At 65.3% G+C, this 15,659-nt stretch carries 14 protein-coding genes; 4 read left to right on the top strand and 10 right to left on the bottom strand.

Features of this window, described 5'->3' with window-relative positions; all coding sequences use genetic code 11:
• Window positions 1–45: 45 nt before the first annotated feature.
• From RT551_RS05245 to RT551_RS05235, 3 genes are all read left to right on the top strand, one after another.
• Entirely contained in the window at window positions 46–498 is a 453-nt protein-coding gene (locus RT551_RS05245; protein ID WP_313456187.1) for a nucleoside deaminase, read from the top strand.
• A gap of 59 nt (window positions 499–557) precedes the next feature.
• Window positions 558–1,040 (top strand): hypothetical protein, encoded by a 483-nt coding sequence (locus RT551_RS05240; protein ID WP_313456186.1) that lies wholly within the window; start codon window positions 558–560, stop codon window positions 1,038–1,040.
• 69 nt (window positions 1,041–1,109) lie between these two features.
• A complete protein-coding gene (locus tag RT551_RS05235) occupies window positions 1,110–1,499 on the top strand; it encodes a low affinity iron permease family protein (RefSeq protein ID WP_313456184.1) in 390 nt (129 codons plus the stop codon).
• A gap of 68 nt (window positions 1,500–1,567) precedes the next feature.
• On the opposite strand, the gene RT551_RS05230 is transcribed toward RT551_RS05235, so the two are convergent.
• From RT551_RS05230 to smeD, 3 genes are all read right to left on the bottom strand, one after another.
• On the bottom strand, window positions 1,568–2,956 hold the full coding sequence (locus RT551_RS05230; RefSeq protein WP_313456182.1) for an efflux transporter outer membrane subunit: 1,389 nt from the start codon (window positions 2,954–2,956) through the stop codon (window positions 1,568–1,570).
• 95 nt (window positions 2,957–3,051) lie between these two features.
• Window positions 3,052–6,174 (bottom strand): multidrug efflux RND transporter permease subunit SmeE, encoded by a 3,123-nt coding sequence (gene smeE / locus RT551_RS05225; RefSeq protein ID WP_313456181.1) that lies wholly within the window; start codon window positions 6,172–6,174, stop codon window positions 3,052–3,054.
• 12 nt (window positions 6,175–6,186) lie between these two features.
• Window positions 6,187–7,356 carry a multidrug efflux RND transporter periplasmic adaptor subunit SmeD gene (smeD, locus tag RT551_RS05220; protein WP_313456179.1) on the bottom strand — a complete coding sequence of 390 codons (1,170 nt, stop codon included), beginning with the start codon at window positions 7,354–7,356 and terminating at the stop codon, window positions 6,187–6,189.
• A 234-nt stretch (window positions 7,357–7,590) separates the two neighbouring features.
• Here smeD and RT551_RS05215 point away from each other — a divergent pair, with 234 nt between their 5' ends.
• Window positions 7,591–8,259 carry a TetR family transcriptional regulator gene (locus RT551_RS05215; protein WP_313456177.1) on the top strand — a complete coding sequence of 223 codons (669 nt, stop codon included), beginning with the start codon at window positions 7,591–7,593 and terminating at the stop codon, window positions 8,257–8,259.
• A 481-nt stretch (window positions 8,260–8,740) separates the two neighbouring features.
• Here the strand turns inward: RT551_RS05215 and hslU are convergent, their stop codons facing one another.
• The 7 genes from hslU to RT551_RS05180 all read right to left on the bottom strand — a co-directional run bounded on the left by hslU (window position 8,741) and on the right by RT551_RS05180 (window position 15,613).
• The gene (gene hslU, locus RT551_RS05210; RefSeq protein WP_313456175.1) at window positions 8,741–10,114 is read right to left on the bottom strand and encodes an ATP-dependent protease ATPase subunit HslU; all 1,374 of its coding nucleotides are present in this window, start codon (window positions 10,112–10,114) and stop codon (window positions 8,741–8,743) included.
• Between the two features lie 2 nt (window positions 10,115–10,116).
• The gene (gene hslV / locus RT551_RS05205) at window positions 10,117–10,668 is read right to left on the bottom strand and encodes an ATP-dependent protease subunit HslV (protein WP_070209155.1); all 552 of its coding nucleotides are present in this window, start codon (window positions 10,666–10,668) and stop codon (window positions 10,117–10,119) included.
• A gap of 61 nt (window positions 10,669–10,729) precedes the next feature.
• Window positions 10,730–11,620 (bottom strand): tyrosine recombinase XerC, encoded by an 891-nt coding sequence (xerC, locus tag RT551_RS05200; protein ID WP_313456174.1) that lies wholly within the window; start codon window positions 11,618–11,620, stop codon window positions 10,730–10,732.
• Window positions 11,621–11,639: 19 nt separating this feature from the next.
• Entirely contained in the window at window positions 11,640–12,317 is a 678-nt protein-coding gene (locus RT551_RS05195; protein ID WP_313456172.1) for a DUF484 family protein, read from the bottom strand.
• Complete coding sequence (gene dapF, locus RT551_RS05190) at window positions 12,314–13,165, bottom strand: diaminopimelate epimerase (protein WP_311192637.1); 852 nt, start codon at window positions 13,163–13,165, stop codon at window positions 12,314–12,316. Before dapF ends, RT551_RS05195 begins: the two co-directional genes overlap by 4 nt.
• Window positions 13,158–13,397 (bottom strand): lipoprotein, encoded by a 240-nt coding sequence (locus RT551_RS05185; RefSeq protein WP_313456170.1) that lies wholly within the window; start codon window positions 13,395–13,397, stop codon window positions 13,158–13,160. Before RT551_RS05185 ends, dapF begins: the two co-directional genes overlap by 8 nt.
• 92 nt (window positions 13,398–13,489) lie before the next feature.
• Window positions 13,490–15,613, bottom strand: a complete 2,124-nt coding sequence (locus tag RT551_RS05180; RefSeq protein WP_313456169.1) for a S9 family peptidase — start codon at window positions 15,611–15,613, stop codon at window positions 13,490–13,492.
• Window positions 15,614–15,659 lie beyond the last annotated feature (46 nt).

Below are 15,659 nucleotides of genomic sequence, written 5' to 3'. Positions count from 1 at the left end.
GGGCGGTGCCGCCTATCATGGCGGTCACTTTGGACAGGAACCGCCATGATCACCACCCCTGACTACGCCGCCCTGCTGCAGACCGCCATCGCCGAAGCCCGCCAGGGCCTGGCCGAAGGCGGCATTCCGATCGGCGCGGCGCTGTACCACAACGACGGCCGCCTGCTCGGCTGCGGCCACAACCGCCGCGTCCAGGAAGGCGACCCGTCGGTGCACGGCGAAACCGACGCCTTCCGCAAGGCCGGCCGCCAGCGTGGCTACCGCAATACCATCATGGTCACCACGCTGGCTCCGTGCTGGTACTGCAGCGGGCTGGTGCGTCAATTCAACATCGGCACGGTGGTGGTGGGCGAATCCGTCACCTTCCAGGGCGGCATCGACTGGCTGCGTGAGAACGGCGTGCAGGTGATCGACCTGCAGAACCAGGAATGCATCGACCTGCTGGGCGGATTCATTTCCGCGCATCCGGAAGTGTGGGACGAAGACATCGGCGAGTAAGCGGCAAGCGCGCAGTCATGAATTCTTCAGAGTCGCGTAGTACCTGAAGCGCATTGGGAATGAAGGAAACTGCACACGCACGGCCGTGTGCAGACAGCGTCAACGCGATGTCGCCACGCGCGCTGCACATCGCCGTTACGTTGCATGCACTGGTCGTTACGCATGCTTGGCACGCGCCCCTCTCCCTTTGCCGAATCGACGCGACCATGCCCTCAGTACAGTTTTCCGTTCCTGCCGTGATCAATGTGGATGCCGAAGTGAACTACTGGCGGCAGCGACATGCCGACGGTCTCATGGGCGAAAAATCGTTCGGCCAGTACATCACGTGGATCAAATTCGCCTGCGACTCGCTGATCTCGCACCCCCGGCACAGCGACAGTGAGCGTTTGGAGGCCTTCCAGACGTTCTACGCGCTGCAGATCATGCCGCGTCTTACCGAGGCTGAGGCGAGCGCCTTCGTGGACCAGGTCTGGGATCACCTGTACATGAGCAGCCGTAGTGATCGCGCCGAGCGTCCGCGATTGATTGCCGCCAGCGCCTGAGCGCAGCTGCACGGGTTCTACACATCGCGCTGCTGAAGATGCCAGCCATTCTGGCCAGTGGTGCGAGCAATGAATCTGCGTGATCTGTTCAACACGGTAGCCAAGAAGGCCGCGCGGGCAACCGGGCGGCCTTGGACGTTTCTGGCAGCGGTTGCCATCGTGGTGATCTGGGGTTTGACCGGGCCGGTGTTCGGGTTCAACGATACCTGGCAGCTGGTGATCAATACCGGCACCACCATCATCACCTTCCTGATGGTCTTCCTGATCCAGCACACCCAGAACGCGGATGCCGCCGCCGTGCAGATCAAGCTGGACGAGCTGATCCGCGCGGTGGCCGAGGCCAACAATGAGCTGCTGGATCTGGAAGAGCTGGATGAGGACCGGCTGGAGCAGATCCGCCGCGAGTACGAGCAGATGGCGCAGGCGGCGCGCAGCATGCTGGAGAAGAAACGGACCTGACACCGGTAGTGACACGCCATGCGTGTCATCGCGGTGCCAGGTCGAGCGAGGACACGCATGGCGTGTCACTACACCCCTCGCTCATGCCAGCCACCGCCCAGCACCTTGTACAGCGACACCTGGTTGGACTGCTGGGCCAGTTGCGTCGTCACCAGCGACTGGCGCGCGCTGTAAGCGGTTCTGCGCGCATCCAGCAGGGTGAGGAAGCTGTCCAACCCCGCGTCATAGCGCGCCTGCGACAGGGTCTGTGCCTGCTCGGCCGCCGCCACCAGGGCCTGCTGCGCCTCCAGCTGGTCATCCAGACTGTCATTGAGCGCCAATGCATCGGCGGCCTCGCGGAAGCCGGACTGGATCGCCTTTTCGTACTGGGCCAGCGCGATATCGCGGTTGGCATTGGCCACGCCCAGTCCGGCGCGCAGCTTGCCGCCCTGGAAGATCGGAATGCTGATCTGCGGCATGAAGCTCCATACCCGGGTGCCGCTGTCGAACAAGCCGGACAACTCGTCCGACGCCGACCCGATGCTCCCGGTCAGGCGGATGGAAGGGAAGAACGCCGCGCGCGCCGCGCCTATGTTGGCGTTGGCCGCCAGCAGCAGATGCTCGGCCGACATCACGTCGGGGCGGCGCAGCAGCACTTCGCCGGGCACACCGGCCGGAATGGCGCGTACGGCGGCAACGTCGAGCACCGCGCCGTCGGGCAAGGCACTGTCATCGACCGGCCCACCTGCCAGAAGCGTCAGCGCGTTGCGGTCCTGCGCCACCTGCCCTTGGTAACGGGCCACATCGGTACGCGCGGTTTCCACCAGCGTACGGGTCTGGCTGAGTTCCAGCGCCGACGCACCGCCCAGCTGATGGCGTGCTTCGGTCAGGCGCAGCGAATCCTGGTGCGCGGCCAGGGTGTCCTGGGCGATGCGCAGCTGTTCGCGGTCCGCGCCGAGCGTCAGCCAGGCATTGGCCACTTCGGCCACCAGTGACAGCTGTGCGCTGCGGCGATTGGCGGCCTCAGCGAAGTACTGCTGCAGGGCCGCCTCGCTGAGGTTGCGCACGCGACCGAACAGGTCCAGCTCGAACTCGGCCACGCCCAGGTTGGCAGTGAACTGCTCGGCCACCGGGGCGTCGCCGCCGGTACGGGTCATCTGACCCTGCGCGGCGATGCCCGGCACGCGGTCGGCGCGCTGGATGCGGTACTGCGCGCGGGCCTTTTCAACGTTGAGCACGGCAACGCGCAGGTCGCGGTTGTTGTCCAGCGCCTGGTCGATGACGGTCTGCAGGCGCGCGTCGACGAAGTAGTCGCGCCAGCCGATGGCATCGACCTCGACGGCCGGAGCGGTGGATGCAGTCGCCGGCCACTGCGCCGGGATCGCCGGGGCGACCTCGGTGCTGCGCGGCTCGAGCATGCTGCAGCCGGAGAGCGCCAGCACGGCCGCAATGGAGAAGGAAAGCGAAAGGGACTTCATGGAACCTCCGAGGTAGTGCCGGCCGCTGGCCGGCAACCACCGGAATGTTGATCAGGCGTTGTCGAGGTTGCCGGCCAGCGGCCGGCACTACCCGGTTACGTGCGGAGCTTCTTGTTGAAGAGCTTCTGCACGACTACGAAGAACAGCGGAATGAAGAACACACCGAGCAGCGTGCCCACCACCATGCCACCCAGCACGCCGGTACCAATCGCACGCTGTGCGCCGGAACCCGCACCCGAGGCAATCGCCAGCGGCAGCACGCCCAGGCCGAAGGCCAGCGAGGTCATGATGATCGGGCGCAGACGGTCGCGCACCGCATGCATGGTGGCTTCGATCAGGCCGACGCCCTTCTCCAGATTTTCCTTGGCAAATTCCACGATCAGGATCGCGTTCTTGCTGGTCAGGCCCACCGTGGTCAGCATCGCCACCTGGAAGTAGATGTCACGCTCCATGCCACGGAAGGTATTGGCCAGCACCGCGCCCAGAATGCCCAGCGGAGCCACCAGCAGCACCGAGGTCGGCACGCTCCAGCTTTCATACAGCGCAGCCAGACACAGGAACACGATCAGCAGCGACAAGGTGTACAGCAGCGGCGTCTGGGAACCGGCCTGACGTTCCTGGTACGAGAGTGCAGTCCACTCGATCTCGAAGCCCGGCGGCAGATCCTTGGCGATACGCTCGATCTCGTTCATCGCATCGCCAGAAGCGACACCCGACGCGGGTTCGCCCTGGATTTCCATCGCCGACACACCGTTGTAGCGCTCCAGACGGGGCGAACCGTAGTCCCAGCGCTTGGAAGCGAAGGCACTGAACGGCACCATCTCGCCGGCCGTGTTCTTCACCGACCAGACGTTGAAGTCGTCCGGGTTCATGCGGAAATCGGCATCGGACTGCACGTACACGCGCTTGACCCGGCCACGGTCGATGAAGTCATCGATGTAGCTGCTGCCCCACGCGGTGGCCAGGGTGTTGTTGATCGAGCTGATCGACAGCCCCAGTGCATTGGCCTTCTCCACGTCCACGTCGATGCGCAGCTGCGGGGTGTCTTCCTGGCCGTTCGGGCGCACGTTGGCCAGCAGCTTGCTCTGGCCGGCGGCCCCGAGCAGCTGATTACGCGCGTTCAACAACGCCTCGTGACCCTGGCCGCTGTTGTCCTTCAGGAAGAAGGTGTAGCCCGAACCGATGCCCAGCTCCGGCATCGCCGGCGGCGGGAACGCGAAGATGAAGGCGTCCTTGATCCCACCCAGTGCGGCCATGGCACGGCCGGTGATCGGGCCCACGCCCTGGTCGGCGTCGCGCTCCTTCCAGTCCTTGAGCTTGACGAAAGCCATGCCGGCGTTCTGCCCCATACCAGCGAAGCTGAAGCCCTGCACCGCGAAGATCGACTCCACGGCTTCGGTTTCATTCTTCAGGAAGTGATCTTCCAGCTTGCTCATGGCCTCCAGCGTGCGTTCCTGGGTGGCACCGACCGGGGTCTGCACCAGCGCCATCAGGATGCCCTGGTCTTCATTGGGCAGGAACGAGCTGGGCAAACGCGCGAACAGCACGCCCATCACCAGCGCGAGCGCAGCGAACACGGCCATGAAGCGGCCCGGGCGCGCAATGATGCCCTTCACGCCGCGCTGGTAGGTTTCACTGGAACGGTCGAAGCCGCGGTTGAAGCCGTTGAAGAAACGACCGGACCAGCCCTTGTGCGCGGTGTGGTGCTCGCCCTTCTTCAGCGGCTTGAGCATGGTGGCGCACAGCGCCGGGGTCAGCACGATGGCGACCAGCACCGACAGCGCCATGGCCGACACAATGGTGGCCGAGAACTGTCGGTAGATGACGCCGGTGGAGCCGGTCATGAAGGCCATCGGCACGAACACCGCCGACAGCACCAGGCCGATGCCGACCAGCGCGCCGGTGATCTGGCTCATCGACTTGCGGGTGGCTTCCAGCGGCGACAGGCCCTCTTCGGACATGATGCGCTCGACGTTCTCCACCACCACAATGGCATCGTCGACCAGCAGACCGATTGCCAGCACCATCGCGAACATGGTCAGCATGTTGATCGAGAAGCCCAGTGCGGCCAGCACACCGAACGTGCCCAGCAACACCACCGGCACCGCGATGGTCGGAATCAGGGTGGCGCGGAAGTTCTGCAGGAACAGATACATCACCACGAACACCAGCACGATGGCTTCAATCAGGGTCTTGATCACGCCCTTGATAGAGACCTGCACGAACGGCGTGGTGTCATACGGCACCACGGTTTCCAGCCCGGCCGGGAAGTTCGCCTTCATGTCTTCCAGTGCCGCGCGCACGCCATTGGCGGTATCCAGCGCGTTCGCGCCGGTGGCCAGGGTGATCGCGATACCGGTCGACGGCTTGCCGTTGTAACGGGTGACGAAGTCGTAGCTTTCCGCGCCCAGCTCGACCCGGGCCACGTCGCCCAGGCGCAGCTCGCTGCCGTCGGTGCCACCACGAACCAGGATGTTGCGGAACTGTTCCGGGGTCTGCAGGCGGTCCTGTGCGTTGATGGTGGCGTTGAGCTGCTGGCCCTTCACCGACGGCGCACCGCCGAGCTGGCCGATGGCGACCTGGGCGTTCTGTGCGGTGATCGCGGCGGTGACTTCATCCACCGACAGCTTGTAGGTGTGCAGCTTGTTCGGGTCCAGCCAGATGCGCATGGCGTACTTGCCGCCGAACACCTGGATGTTGCCCACGCCCGGCACGCGGCTGAGCGTGTCGACGATGTTGGAGCCCACGTAGTCGGCGATGTCGTTGGCGTCCATGCTGCCGTCGTTGGACACGAAGCCGATCACCTGCAGGAAGCCGCTGCTCGACTTGGCCACATTGATGCCCTGCCGCTGGACTTCCTGCGGCAGCAGCGGCATGGCCAGCTGCAGCTTGTTCTGCACCTGCACCTGGGCGATGTCCGGGTTGGTACCGGCCTCGAAGGTGAGGGTGATGGTGGCCATGCCGTTGGCCGAGCTGTTGGACGAGAAGTAGATCAGGCCATCGATGCCCTTCATGTTCTGCTCGATGATCTGGGTCACCGAGTCTTCCACCACCTTGGCCGACGCACCCGGATAGGTGGCGCTGATCTCAACGGCCGGCGGGGCCACTTCGGGGTACATCGACACGGGCAGCTTCACCACCGCCAGCGCACCGGCCAGCATGATGATGATCGCGATCACCCACGCGAAAATGGGTCGATCAATGAAAAAACGAGCCATGGAATTCTCCGCTTACTGCTTGCCGGCGGCGGCAGCTGCCGGCGCAGCCGGAGCTGCGCCCTTCTCGGTGGCCTGCACGGGCATGCCCGGCTGGATCTTCTGCAGGCCTTCGACGATGACCTTGTCGCCCGGCTGCAGGCCGTCCTCGACCAGCCACTTGTCAGCCAATGCACGGCTGACCTTGACCGGGCGGACTTCCACCTTGTTGTCCTTGCCGACCACCATGGCGGTGGTATCGCCCTTGGCATCGCGGGCAATACCCTGCATCGGCACCAGCAGCGCGTTCTCACGCACGCCGCTGCCGACCACGGCACGCACGTACATGCCGGGCATCAGCACCTGGTCGGGGTTGTCGACCTTCACCCGCAGCGCGTAGCTGCCGGTGCTGGGATCAACGCTGACTTCAGAGAACTCCAGCGTACCCTTGTGCGAGAACTCGCTGCCGTCTTCGAGCAGGATGGTGACCGGCAGGGTCTGGTTGTCCTTGAGGCGACCGGCGGCCAGCTCGCGGCGCAGTTCCAGCAGTTCGGCGGCGGACTGGGTCAGGTCGACGTAGATGGGGTCGAGCTGCTGCACGGTGGCCAGCGCGTCAGCCTGGCCGGCGCTGACCAGCGCACCCTGGGTGACGCTGGACTTGCCGATGCGGCCGGCGATCGGCGCGGTGATGCGGGCATAGCCGAGGGTGACGTTGGCGGCGTCCAGCGCGGCCTTGGCGGCACCGACATCGGCGTCGGCCTGCTTCTGTGCGGCGACGGCGTTCTCCAGATCCTGCTGGCTGACCGCGTCGACCTTGGCCAGCTCGGTGATGCGCTTGGCGCTCAGGCGCGCGGCGTTGGCGGTGGCCTCGGCGCGGACCAGCTGGGCGCGGGCGCTGTTGGCCTGGGCGCGGTAGCTGGCGTCATCGATCTGGTACAGGGGCTGGCCGGCACTGACCAGGCCGCCTTCGGTGAACAGGCGCTTGGCCACGATGCCGCTCACCTGGGGACGCACTTCGGCGACCAGGAAAGCGTTGGTACGGCCGGGCAGTTCGCGGGTCAGGCCGACCTGCTCGCTCTTGAGGGTGGCAACGGTGACCTGGCCGGGACCGCCCTGCTGGCCTTCCTGCTCACCGCCGCCACAGGCGGACAGGCTCAGGGCAACCGCCAGGGACAGTGCGAGGTAACGATAACGGGTGGATGACATGGTGGGGGCTCGCAGCAAACAGAAAAAGGAAGGGGCCGGTCTGGGCTCGACGCGCCAGGGCGCGTCAGAACGACAGCTGGACCGCAAAAGGTTGGGATCACCCGCCGGGCCCGCTCTCGTGAAAACGGGCAGACCTCACCGAGGATCAGTGGGGCGTAAATATACATACATGCATGTTTGTTTGTAAACGGGTACAATTCAGGCCGGTTTCATCCAGCACGTGCACAGAGCGCAATGGCCAGAAAAACCAAAGAAGAGGCCATGGCCACCCGCGAGGGCATCCTCGACGCGGCCCAGGCCTGTTTCCATGAGTTCGGGGTCGCCGGCACCAGCCTGGCGATGATTGGCGAGCGCGCGGGTTACACCCGGGGCGCGGTTTACTGGCACTTCAAGAACAAGACGGAAGTGCTGACCGCGATGATCGACCGCGAGCGCATTCCGTTCATCGAGCGCCTGCGCCGCACGGCGTCCTCCAAGCGCACGACGCCGGTACTGGACCTGCGCTCAGCGCTGCTGGTGTCATTCCAGGAGCTGGCCGAAGACGAGCGCCTGCGCAACATGATGGAGATCATGCTGCGCAACGATCTATCGGTGGAAAGCCAGGCCATGCAGGAGCTGCAGCGCGAAGCCTCGCGCGAGGAGCTTGGCATCATCGCCGCAGCGATGCAGCGCGCGCGCGACCTGGGCCAGCTGCGCCCGAACGTGGATGTGGACACGGTGGCGCGCATCATCAGCACCAGCCTGACCGGCGTGCTGTACAGCGCAATGCTGGAACCGGAGCTGTTCGACCTGCAGCGCGACGGTGCCGAGACCCTCGATGCGATCTTCAGCGCCTTCGTGCTGCCGGGCGTGTTCGTGCCGGGCTCGCCGCCGGAAGCCTTGCCGACTGAGGACGAGGCGTAGTACCCAATTTTCGGCACTTGCGTGGGCTACGTAGAGCCGGGCTTGCCCGGCTGCTGTTGGATTCGTGCGAACAGCCCTCGGTTCACGGCATCCTTGGCTTGGCGGATCGGGATGGGCGTTCCGGGGGACGCTGCAAGTACGTCCATGTAAGCTCGATCGCCGCATCCATGCGGCTCACGCCCCCTCCAGCCCATCCAGACCCGCCATCGACAGTGGGTCGGTGGCCATCGGAAATCAAAAGCATGTGGCTGTGGCATTTCCCATGGCCACCGGCCAACTGTCTGGGGCGTGCCGGGGTGGGTTTGCGGGACCGTCAAAAACATGGATGTTTTTGACGAGCCTACAGGGATGTATTCACGGCGTGTCCCGCAAACCCACCCCGGCACGCCCAAACACGGAAACCAGTGACCCCCGGCTGTTCGCCAAAAAGCATGAAGCCGGGCAAAGCCCGGCCCCACGTAATGCATGCAATCCAAGCGGATTACAGGATGTACCGGCTCAGGTCCGGGTCCTTGACCAGCTCGCCGAGGTGCTTGTCCACGTATGCGGCATCGATGGCGATGGTTTCGCCGTCGCGGTCCGGGGCCTCATAGCTGAGCGAATCCAGCAGGCGTTCGAGCACCGTGTGTAAACGGCGGGCACCGATGTTTTCCTGGCGCTCGTTGACCTGGAAGGCGATCTCGGCCAGACGGTCCACTGCGTCGGCAGTGAAGTTCACCGACACGCCTTCGGTCTGCAGCAGTGCTTCGTACTGCTTGGTCAGCGCTGCCTTCGGCTCGGTCAGGATGCGGACGAAATCCTGCTTGCTCAAGGCACCCAGCTCCACCCGGATCGGGAAGCGCCCCTGCAGCTCCGGAATCAGATCGCTGGGCTTGGCCAGGTGGAACGCGCCCGAGGCGATGAACAGGATATGGTCGGTCTTGATCGTGCCGTACTTGGTCGATACGTTCGAGCCTTCCACCAGCGGCAGCAGGTCGCGCTGCACGCCTTCGCGCGAGACGTCACCGCCACCGACGTTGTCGCCGCGCTTGGCCACCTTGTCGATTTCGTCGATGAACACGATGCCGTGCTGTTCGCACGCTTCAATGGCAGCGGTACGGATGTCGTCTTCGTTGACCAGCTTGCCGGCTTCTTCTTCCACCAGCAGCGGGCGCGCGGCCTTGATCGTCAGCGTGCGCTTCTGCGCCTTGCCACCGCCCAGGTTGGAGAACATCTGGCGCAGCTGCTGGCCCATTTCCTCCATGCCCGGCGGGGTCATGATGTCCATGCTGACGTTCGCGGCCAGATCCAGCTCGATCTCGCGCTCGTCCAGCTCGCCATTGCGCAGCATGCGGCGGAACTTGATGCGGGTTTCGTTGTCCTGCGACGATGGCTCGTTGCGTGCGGCTTCCGGATCGAAGCCGATGCCGCCACTGCGGCGCGGCAGCAGCGCGTCCAGGATGCGGTCTTCGGCACGCTCTTCAGCCTGGGTGCGCACGCGCACCTTGGCCTGCTCGCGGTACAGCTTGACCGCGGTGTCGGCCAGATCACGGATGATCTGCTCCACATCCTTGCCCACATACCCCACTTCGGTGAAGCGGGTGGCTTCGACTTTCACGAACGGTGCGTTGGCCAGGGTAGCGAGACGGCGCGCGATTTCGGTCTTGCCGACGCCGGTCGGGCCGATCATCAGGATGTTCTTCGGCATCACTTCATTGCGCAGCGCATCCGGCAGCTGCATGCGCCGCCAGCGGTTACGCAGCGCGATGGCGACTGCGCGCTTGGCGTCGTGCTGGCCGACGATGTGACGATCCAGCTCCTGCACGATTTCGCGCGGGGTCATGGTCGACGAGGAGGAATCATGGGAATGCGGCATGCTCAAAGCTCCTCAACGACAACGTTGCGGTTGGTATAGATGCAGATATCGCCCGCGATGTTGATCGCCTCGCTGGCAATCGTGCGCGCGTCCAGTTCGGTATGCGCCATCAAGGCGCGAGCGGCCGACAGCGCGTACGAACCACCGGAGCCGATGGCGATGATGCCGTCTTCCGGTTCGATCACATCGCCGGTGCCGCTGATGATCAGCGAGGTTTCCTTGTCGGCCACGGCCAGCAGCGCTTCGAGCTTGCCCAGGCGACGTTCGGTACGCCAATCCTTGGCCAGCTCCACCGCCGCACGGGTCAGCTGGCCATGCTTTTCCAGCTTGGCTTCAAACAACTCGAACAGGGTGAAGGCATCGGCGGCGGCACCGGCAAAACCGGCCAGCACCTGGCCATCGCGGCCGAGGCGGCGCACCTTGCGCGCGTTGCCCTTCATCACGGTGTGGCCCAGTGTGACCTGGCCGTCGCCGGCAATGGCCACGTGCTCGCCGCGGCGAACGCAGACGATGGTGGTGGCGTGGAATACGGTGGGGTTCTGACTGGGGTCCATGGAGCCTCCGGGGTGACAAAGACTGAGGTGGGGTCGTTGCCGGAGGCTTCAAGCGCTCGGTTCAGCTTTCGTTGCCACCGCTGCGCCGCTTGGCGCGGGGATGAGCGGCGTCGTACACCTTGGCCAGGTGCTGGAAATCCAGGTGGGTATAGATCTGGGTGGTGGCGATGTCAGCATGCCCCAGCAGCTCCTGCACGCCGCGCAGGTCGCCAGACGATTCAAGGATGTGGCTGGCAAAACTGTGCCGCAGCATGTGCGGGTGCACATGTTTGAACAGGCCTTGGCGCTGGGCCAGCTGACGGATGCGGATCTGCACCGCACGCTGGGTGATGGGGCCGCCCTTGCGCCCCGGGAACACAGGCTGCGCCTCGCCCGCCCCGCTCTCCGCACGCCAGCCCTGCAGGGCTTCACGCGCATGCCGGCCGAACGGCACCCGGCGCTGGCGGTTGCCCTTGCCGAGCACATTGACCAGACCGGTGGCGAAATCGAGGTCGCGCCACACCAGCGCACACAGTTCACTCAGTCGCAGGCCGGAGGAATAGAACAGCTCCAGCAGCGCGCGGTCACGCAGCCCCAATGGCGCATCGGTGGGCAGTTCCACCAGCTGCACGGCTTCGTCAGCGTCGAGCACCTGCGGCAGTTTGCGCGGTGCTTTGGGGGCTTTAAGCGTAGCCGCTGGACTGACGTCAATGCGGTGGTGCTTGAGCAACCAGGCGTAGAAACTGCGGCAGGCCGACAGCCGCCGCTGCAGTGACTTCGGGGCCAGCCCGCGTCGATGCTCAGCCGCAATGAACTGACGCAGGTGCTCAGCGTCCAGACCTTCAGGCTGTGAACCCTGCGCGTCCGCCCACCCGCTCAGGGCCTCCAGATCGCGGCGGTACGCATCCAGCGTGTGCGCCGAGGCGCGGCGCTCCACCTGCAGATGCCCCAGGAACTCCTGTACCGCGCTCATGAGGGCTGCCCCGTGACGTTCAGGCCGGATCGAAGCGCGACAACGCCACGGCCAGCGCCTCGCCCATCATGCGCAGGAACAGCGTGCCCATGCCGGGATAGAAGCGATTGCCGTCATGACTGCCGACCGCGATCAGGCCGATGCCCGGCAGCGGCAGCAGCGCGCTGGACTGCACTTCGTCCACGCGTTCGCCGTACAGCACCGCGTTCTTTTCCGGATGCAGGCGGCCGCAGATCGGCTCGCCATCCTTGAGGCAGTCGCGGAACGCTGCCAGCTTCGGGTTGTCTTCGGCCAGCACCTGCAGCCACGGAGCCTGCTCCAGGCCTTCCACCGGGCGCAGCACCACCAGTCGCACAAGATCGCCGGCGAAATCTTCTTCCAGAGACGCGGCCATTGCCCGCAGCGTGTCAGCGGCCGTGCGCTGCTTCATCAGCGCCAGGGTCAGCTGATGGGTGCGCACCGCCAGCCGCTCATTGATCTGGGCGTTGGCAGCCAGATCGGCGAGCCGCCGCGACAGCTCGCGGTTCTTGTCGCGCAGCACTTCCAGCTGGTAGCTGGCCAGCGACGCGGTGGGGCCATCATCGCGCGGCACCACCAGGGTCAGCGAAAGGTCGGGAAACTGCTTGAGGAAGGTCGGGTGCCGGCGCAGCCAGGAGGCCACTTCATGCGCACCGATCTTCTCGGCGGTGTCACTCATGCGATCCACTCCCCTTCAAAGACAAAGGCGGCCGGGCCGGACATCACCACCGGGGCGTCGTCAGCCGGCCAGCGCAGGCGCAGGTCACCACCGGGCAGCGACATCACGGCGTCACGCTGCAGACGGCCGCGCTGCATCATCACCACCGCCGCGGCGCAGGCACCACTGCCGCAGGCCAGGGTTTCGCCGACGCCACGTTCGTAAACGCGCAGACGTGCATGCTGCGGGTCCAGCACCTGCACGAAGCCCACGTTGACCGACTGCGGGAAACTGGCGTGCTGTTGCAGCAGCGGCCCGAGCCGTTCGACCGGGGCAGCGTCGACCAGACCGACCTCGACCACGGCATGCGGGTTGCCCATCGACACCGCGCCGAAACGCACCTGGTCGCCCTGCAGCGGCAGCAGGTATTCCTCGCGTGCACGGGCAAAGCCCAGCAGCGGCACCTGGGCCGGTTCGAAGCGCGGCACGCCCATGGCCACCGCGTACTGGTCATCGCCAATGCGCTCGATGGCGTGGGTGGTCAGCGGGCTGTCAATGTTGAAGGTGCTGCCTTCGGCGGCACCGTCGCGGACCAGCCACGCGGCGATGCAGCGCGCGCCATTGCCACACTGTTCGGACTGCGAACCGTCCGAATTCCAGATGCGGTAAGCGGCCACCGAACCGGCTTCACGCGGCGGTTCAATGGTGAGGATCTGGTCGCAGCCAACGCCGGTGTGGCGGTTGGCCAGCTGGGCGGCCAGTGCCGGGGTCGGCGCGGGGGTGCCGTCGCGCAGATCCAGCACCACGAAATCGTTGCCGGCACCGTGCATCTTGGTGAAGCGCAGGGCGGAGGAAGCCGACTTACTCATTGCCGTCATCGTCATCCAGCTGCGGTTCGACCGGGTCCGGCACCACCGGCGGGTCCTGGGTGGCGTCGGTGTCGGCCGGCACGGCTTCTTCGGTCGGATCGACCACCTGCTCTTCCACCGGGACCGGCTTCTGCGGCATGACCAGCGGGCCCTTGTTGCCACAGGCCGAAAGGGACAGCAGCGCAAGCGCTGCCAGCGGGATCAGGAGGATTCTGCGATGGGGGATGCTCATGCCCCGAGTATAGCGAGGGGCCGCCGGACCGGTGTGCCGATTGCATGAACGGGCAATGCCGGGGTGCCGGCCAGCGGCCGGCACTACCGTCGTCAGTGGGCCGCAGGCACGGTCACGCCCAGCTGGTCCAGCACGAAGGCATAGGACTCGGCCAGCTCGTGGTAGCGCTGGAAGCGACCGGACTTGCCGCCGTGCCCCGCCTCCATGTTGGTGCGGAACACGATGGGGTGGCTGCCGGTGTTGTCGTCACGCAGCCTGGCCACCCACTTGGCCGGCTCCCAGTACTGCACCTGCGAGTCCCACAGCCCGGTGCCGACGAACATGGCCGGGTAGGCCTGGCGGCTGACGTTGTCGTACGGCGAGTACTTCAGCATGTAGTCGTAGTACTCGCGCTGCTCCGGATTGCCCCACTCGTCGTACTCGTTGGTGGTGAGCGGAATGCTGGCGTCCAGCATGGTGGTGACCACGTCGACGAACGGCACCTGCGCCACCATCACCCGATAGTCCTGCGCGGCCTGGTTGGCCACCGCCCCCATCAGCAGGCCGCCGGCGCTGCCGCCAGAGGCAGCGACACGATCCTTGGCGGCATACCCCTGGCGGACCAGTTCACGGGTGACATCGACAAAGTCGTTGAAGGTGTTCTGCTTGTGCAGCAGCTTGCCGTTCTCGTACCACGCGCGGCCCATTTCCTCACCGCCGCGGATGTGCGCGATGGCGTACACCACGCCGCGGTCGAGCAGGCTGACCACGCTGGAACTGAAGCCCGGGTCCATCGACATGCCGTAGCTGCCGTAGGCGTACTGGTACAGCGCCGCGGTGCCGTCCTTCTTGAAGCCGTTCCGGTAGACCAGCGATACCGGCACCTTGGCACCGTCACGCGCGGTCACCCACACGCGCTCGGTGGTGTACTGCGACGGGTCGTAGCCCAGCACCGGCTGCTGCTTGAGCTGGCGACGCTCACCGGTGGCGGTGTTGAGCTCATAGGTGGTGGTGGGCGTGGTCATCGAATCATAGGCGTAACGCAGCCACACGCTGTCCGCTTCCGGATTGGCGGCAATGCCCATGGAGTACGCCGGCTCGTCGGCCTTCACGTACTCCTGGCGGCCGTCGGCGAACAGCAGCTTGATCCGCTCCAGGCCATTGGAGCGCTCGGCAATCGCGCTGAAGGTATCGAACAACTCGAAGCCCTCCACCAGCACGCTGTCATCATGCGCCACCCAGTCGGTCCACTGGCTGCGGGCGGTACTGTCGGTCGGCGCGGTGACGACCTTGAAGTTCTTCGCGCCGGCGTCATTGGTGCGGATCACCCAGCGGCCGCCGAAATGATCGGCGCTGTATTCCACGTCGCGTGCGCGCGGTGCCAGCACCTTGAAGGTCTGCGGATCGGCAGCCGGGGCGAAACGGGTTTCCGAGCTGACCGTGCTGTCCAGTTCGATGGTCAGGAAGCGGTCGTCGCGGGTGCGGCCGATGCCCATGTAGAAGCTGTCGTCCTTTTCCTCGTAGACCAGCACGTCGCTGCCAGTTGGCGTACCCAGTACGTGCTTCTTCACCCGCACGGTGAGCAGGGTTTCCGGGTCGTTCTCCACGTAGAACAGGGTGCGGTTGTCATCGGCCCAGACCACGTTGGGGGACACATTCTCGATCCGGTCCGGCAACACTTCACCGGTGCGCAGGTCCTTGAAGCGGATCACGTACTGGCGGCGACCGACGTCATCTTCGGCCCAGGCCAGCAGGTGGTTGTCCTGGCTGACGTCGGCGTCGCCGACATTAAAATAGTTCTTGCCTTCGGCCATCTGGTTGACGTCCAGCAGAATCTCTTCCGGTGCGTCCATGCTGCCCTTGCGGCGCGCCTGGATGGGATAGTCCTTGCCGGTCTCGAAACGCGTGTAGTACCAATAGCCGCGATCACGCGCCGGCACGCTGGAATCGTCCTGCTTGATGCGTGCAACGATCTCTTTGTACAGCGTGTCTTCCAGCGGCTTGAGCGGGGCCATCACCTGGTCGGTGTAGGCGTTTTCCGCATTCAGATAGGCCAGCATCGCCTTGTCTTCGCGCTTGTCGTCACGCAGCCAGTAATAGTCATCGCTGCGGGTGGCGCCAAACGGAGCCTTCACCGTGTGCGGGCGCTTCTCGGCGTCAGGCGGGGTCAGCACGGGGGCGGCGTTCGCGGTGGAGGTCATCAGACTGGCTACCAGTAAGCAGAGGGCAGGTTTCACAAGATTGGGGCCTTTCGGGTGATTGCAATGGCATCCCTGTCCCCCG

Source organism: Stenotrophomonas sp., assembly GCF_032103445.1.
Lineage (GTDB): Bacteria > Pseudomonadota > Gammaproteobacteria > Xanthomonadales > Xanthomonadaceae > Stenotrophomonas.
Note: the sequence above shows the minus strand (reverse complement) of the source record. Positions and strands in the feature narration are given on the sequence as shown.

Excerpts from the sequence above, each read along its gene's own strand:
- RT551_RS05215 (WP_313456177.1), top strand. The coding sequence starts at position 7,591 with ATGGCCAGAAAAACCAAAGAAGAGGCCATGGCCACCCGCGAGGGCATC.
- RT551_RS05230 (WP_313456182.1), bottom strand. The coding sequence starts at position 2,956 with ATGAAGTCCCTTTCGCTTTCCTTCTCCATTGCGGCCGTGCTGGCGCTC.
- RT551_RS05185 (WP_313456170.1), bottom strand. The coding sequence starts at position 13,397 with ATGAGCATCCCCCATCGCAGAATCCTCCTGATCCCGCTGGCAGCGCTT.
- smeE (WP_313456181.1), bottom strand. The coding sequence starts at position 6,174 with ATGGCTCGTTTTTTCATTGATCGACCCATTTTCGCGTGGGTGATCGCG.
- hslV (WP_070209155.1), bottom strand. The coding sequence starts at position 10,668 with ATGGACCCCAGTCAGAACCCCACCGTATTCCACGCCACCACCATCGTC.
- RT551_RS05195 (WP_313456172.1), bottom strand. The coding sequence starts at position 12,317 with ATGAGTGACACCGCCGAGAAGATCGGTGCGCATGAAGTGGCCTCCTGG.
- hslU (WP_313456175.1), bottom strand. The coding sequence starts at position 10,114 with ATGCCGCATTCCCATGATTCCTCCTCGTCGACCATGACCCCGCGCGAA.
- xerC (WP_313456174.1), bottom strand. The coding sequence starts at position 11,620 with ATGAGCGCGGTACAGGAGTTCCTGGGGCATCTGCAGGTGGAGCGCCGC.
- smeD (WP_313456179.1), bottom strand. The coding sequence starts at position 7,356 with ATGTCATCCACCCGTTATCGTTACCTCGCACTGTCCCTGGCGGTTGCC.
- RT551_RS05245 (WP_313456187.1), top strand. The coding sequence starts at position 46 with ATGATCACCACCCCTGACTACGCCGCCCTGCTGCAGACCGCCATCGCC.
- RT551_RS05240 (WP_313456186.1), top strand. The coding sequence starts at position 558 with ATGAAGGAAACTGCACACGCACGGCCGTGTGCAGACAGCGTCAACGCG.
- RT551_RS05235 (WP_313456184.1), top strand. The coding sequence starts at position 1,110 with ATGAATCTGCGTGATCTGTTCAACACGGTAGCCAAGAAGGCCGCGCGG.
- dapF (WP_311192637.1), bottom strand. The coding sequence starts at position 13,165 with ATGAGTAAGTCGGCTTCCTCCGCCCTGCGCTTCACCAAGATGCACGGT.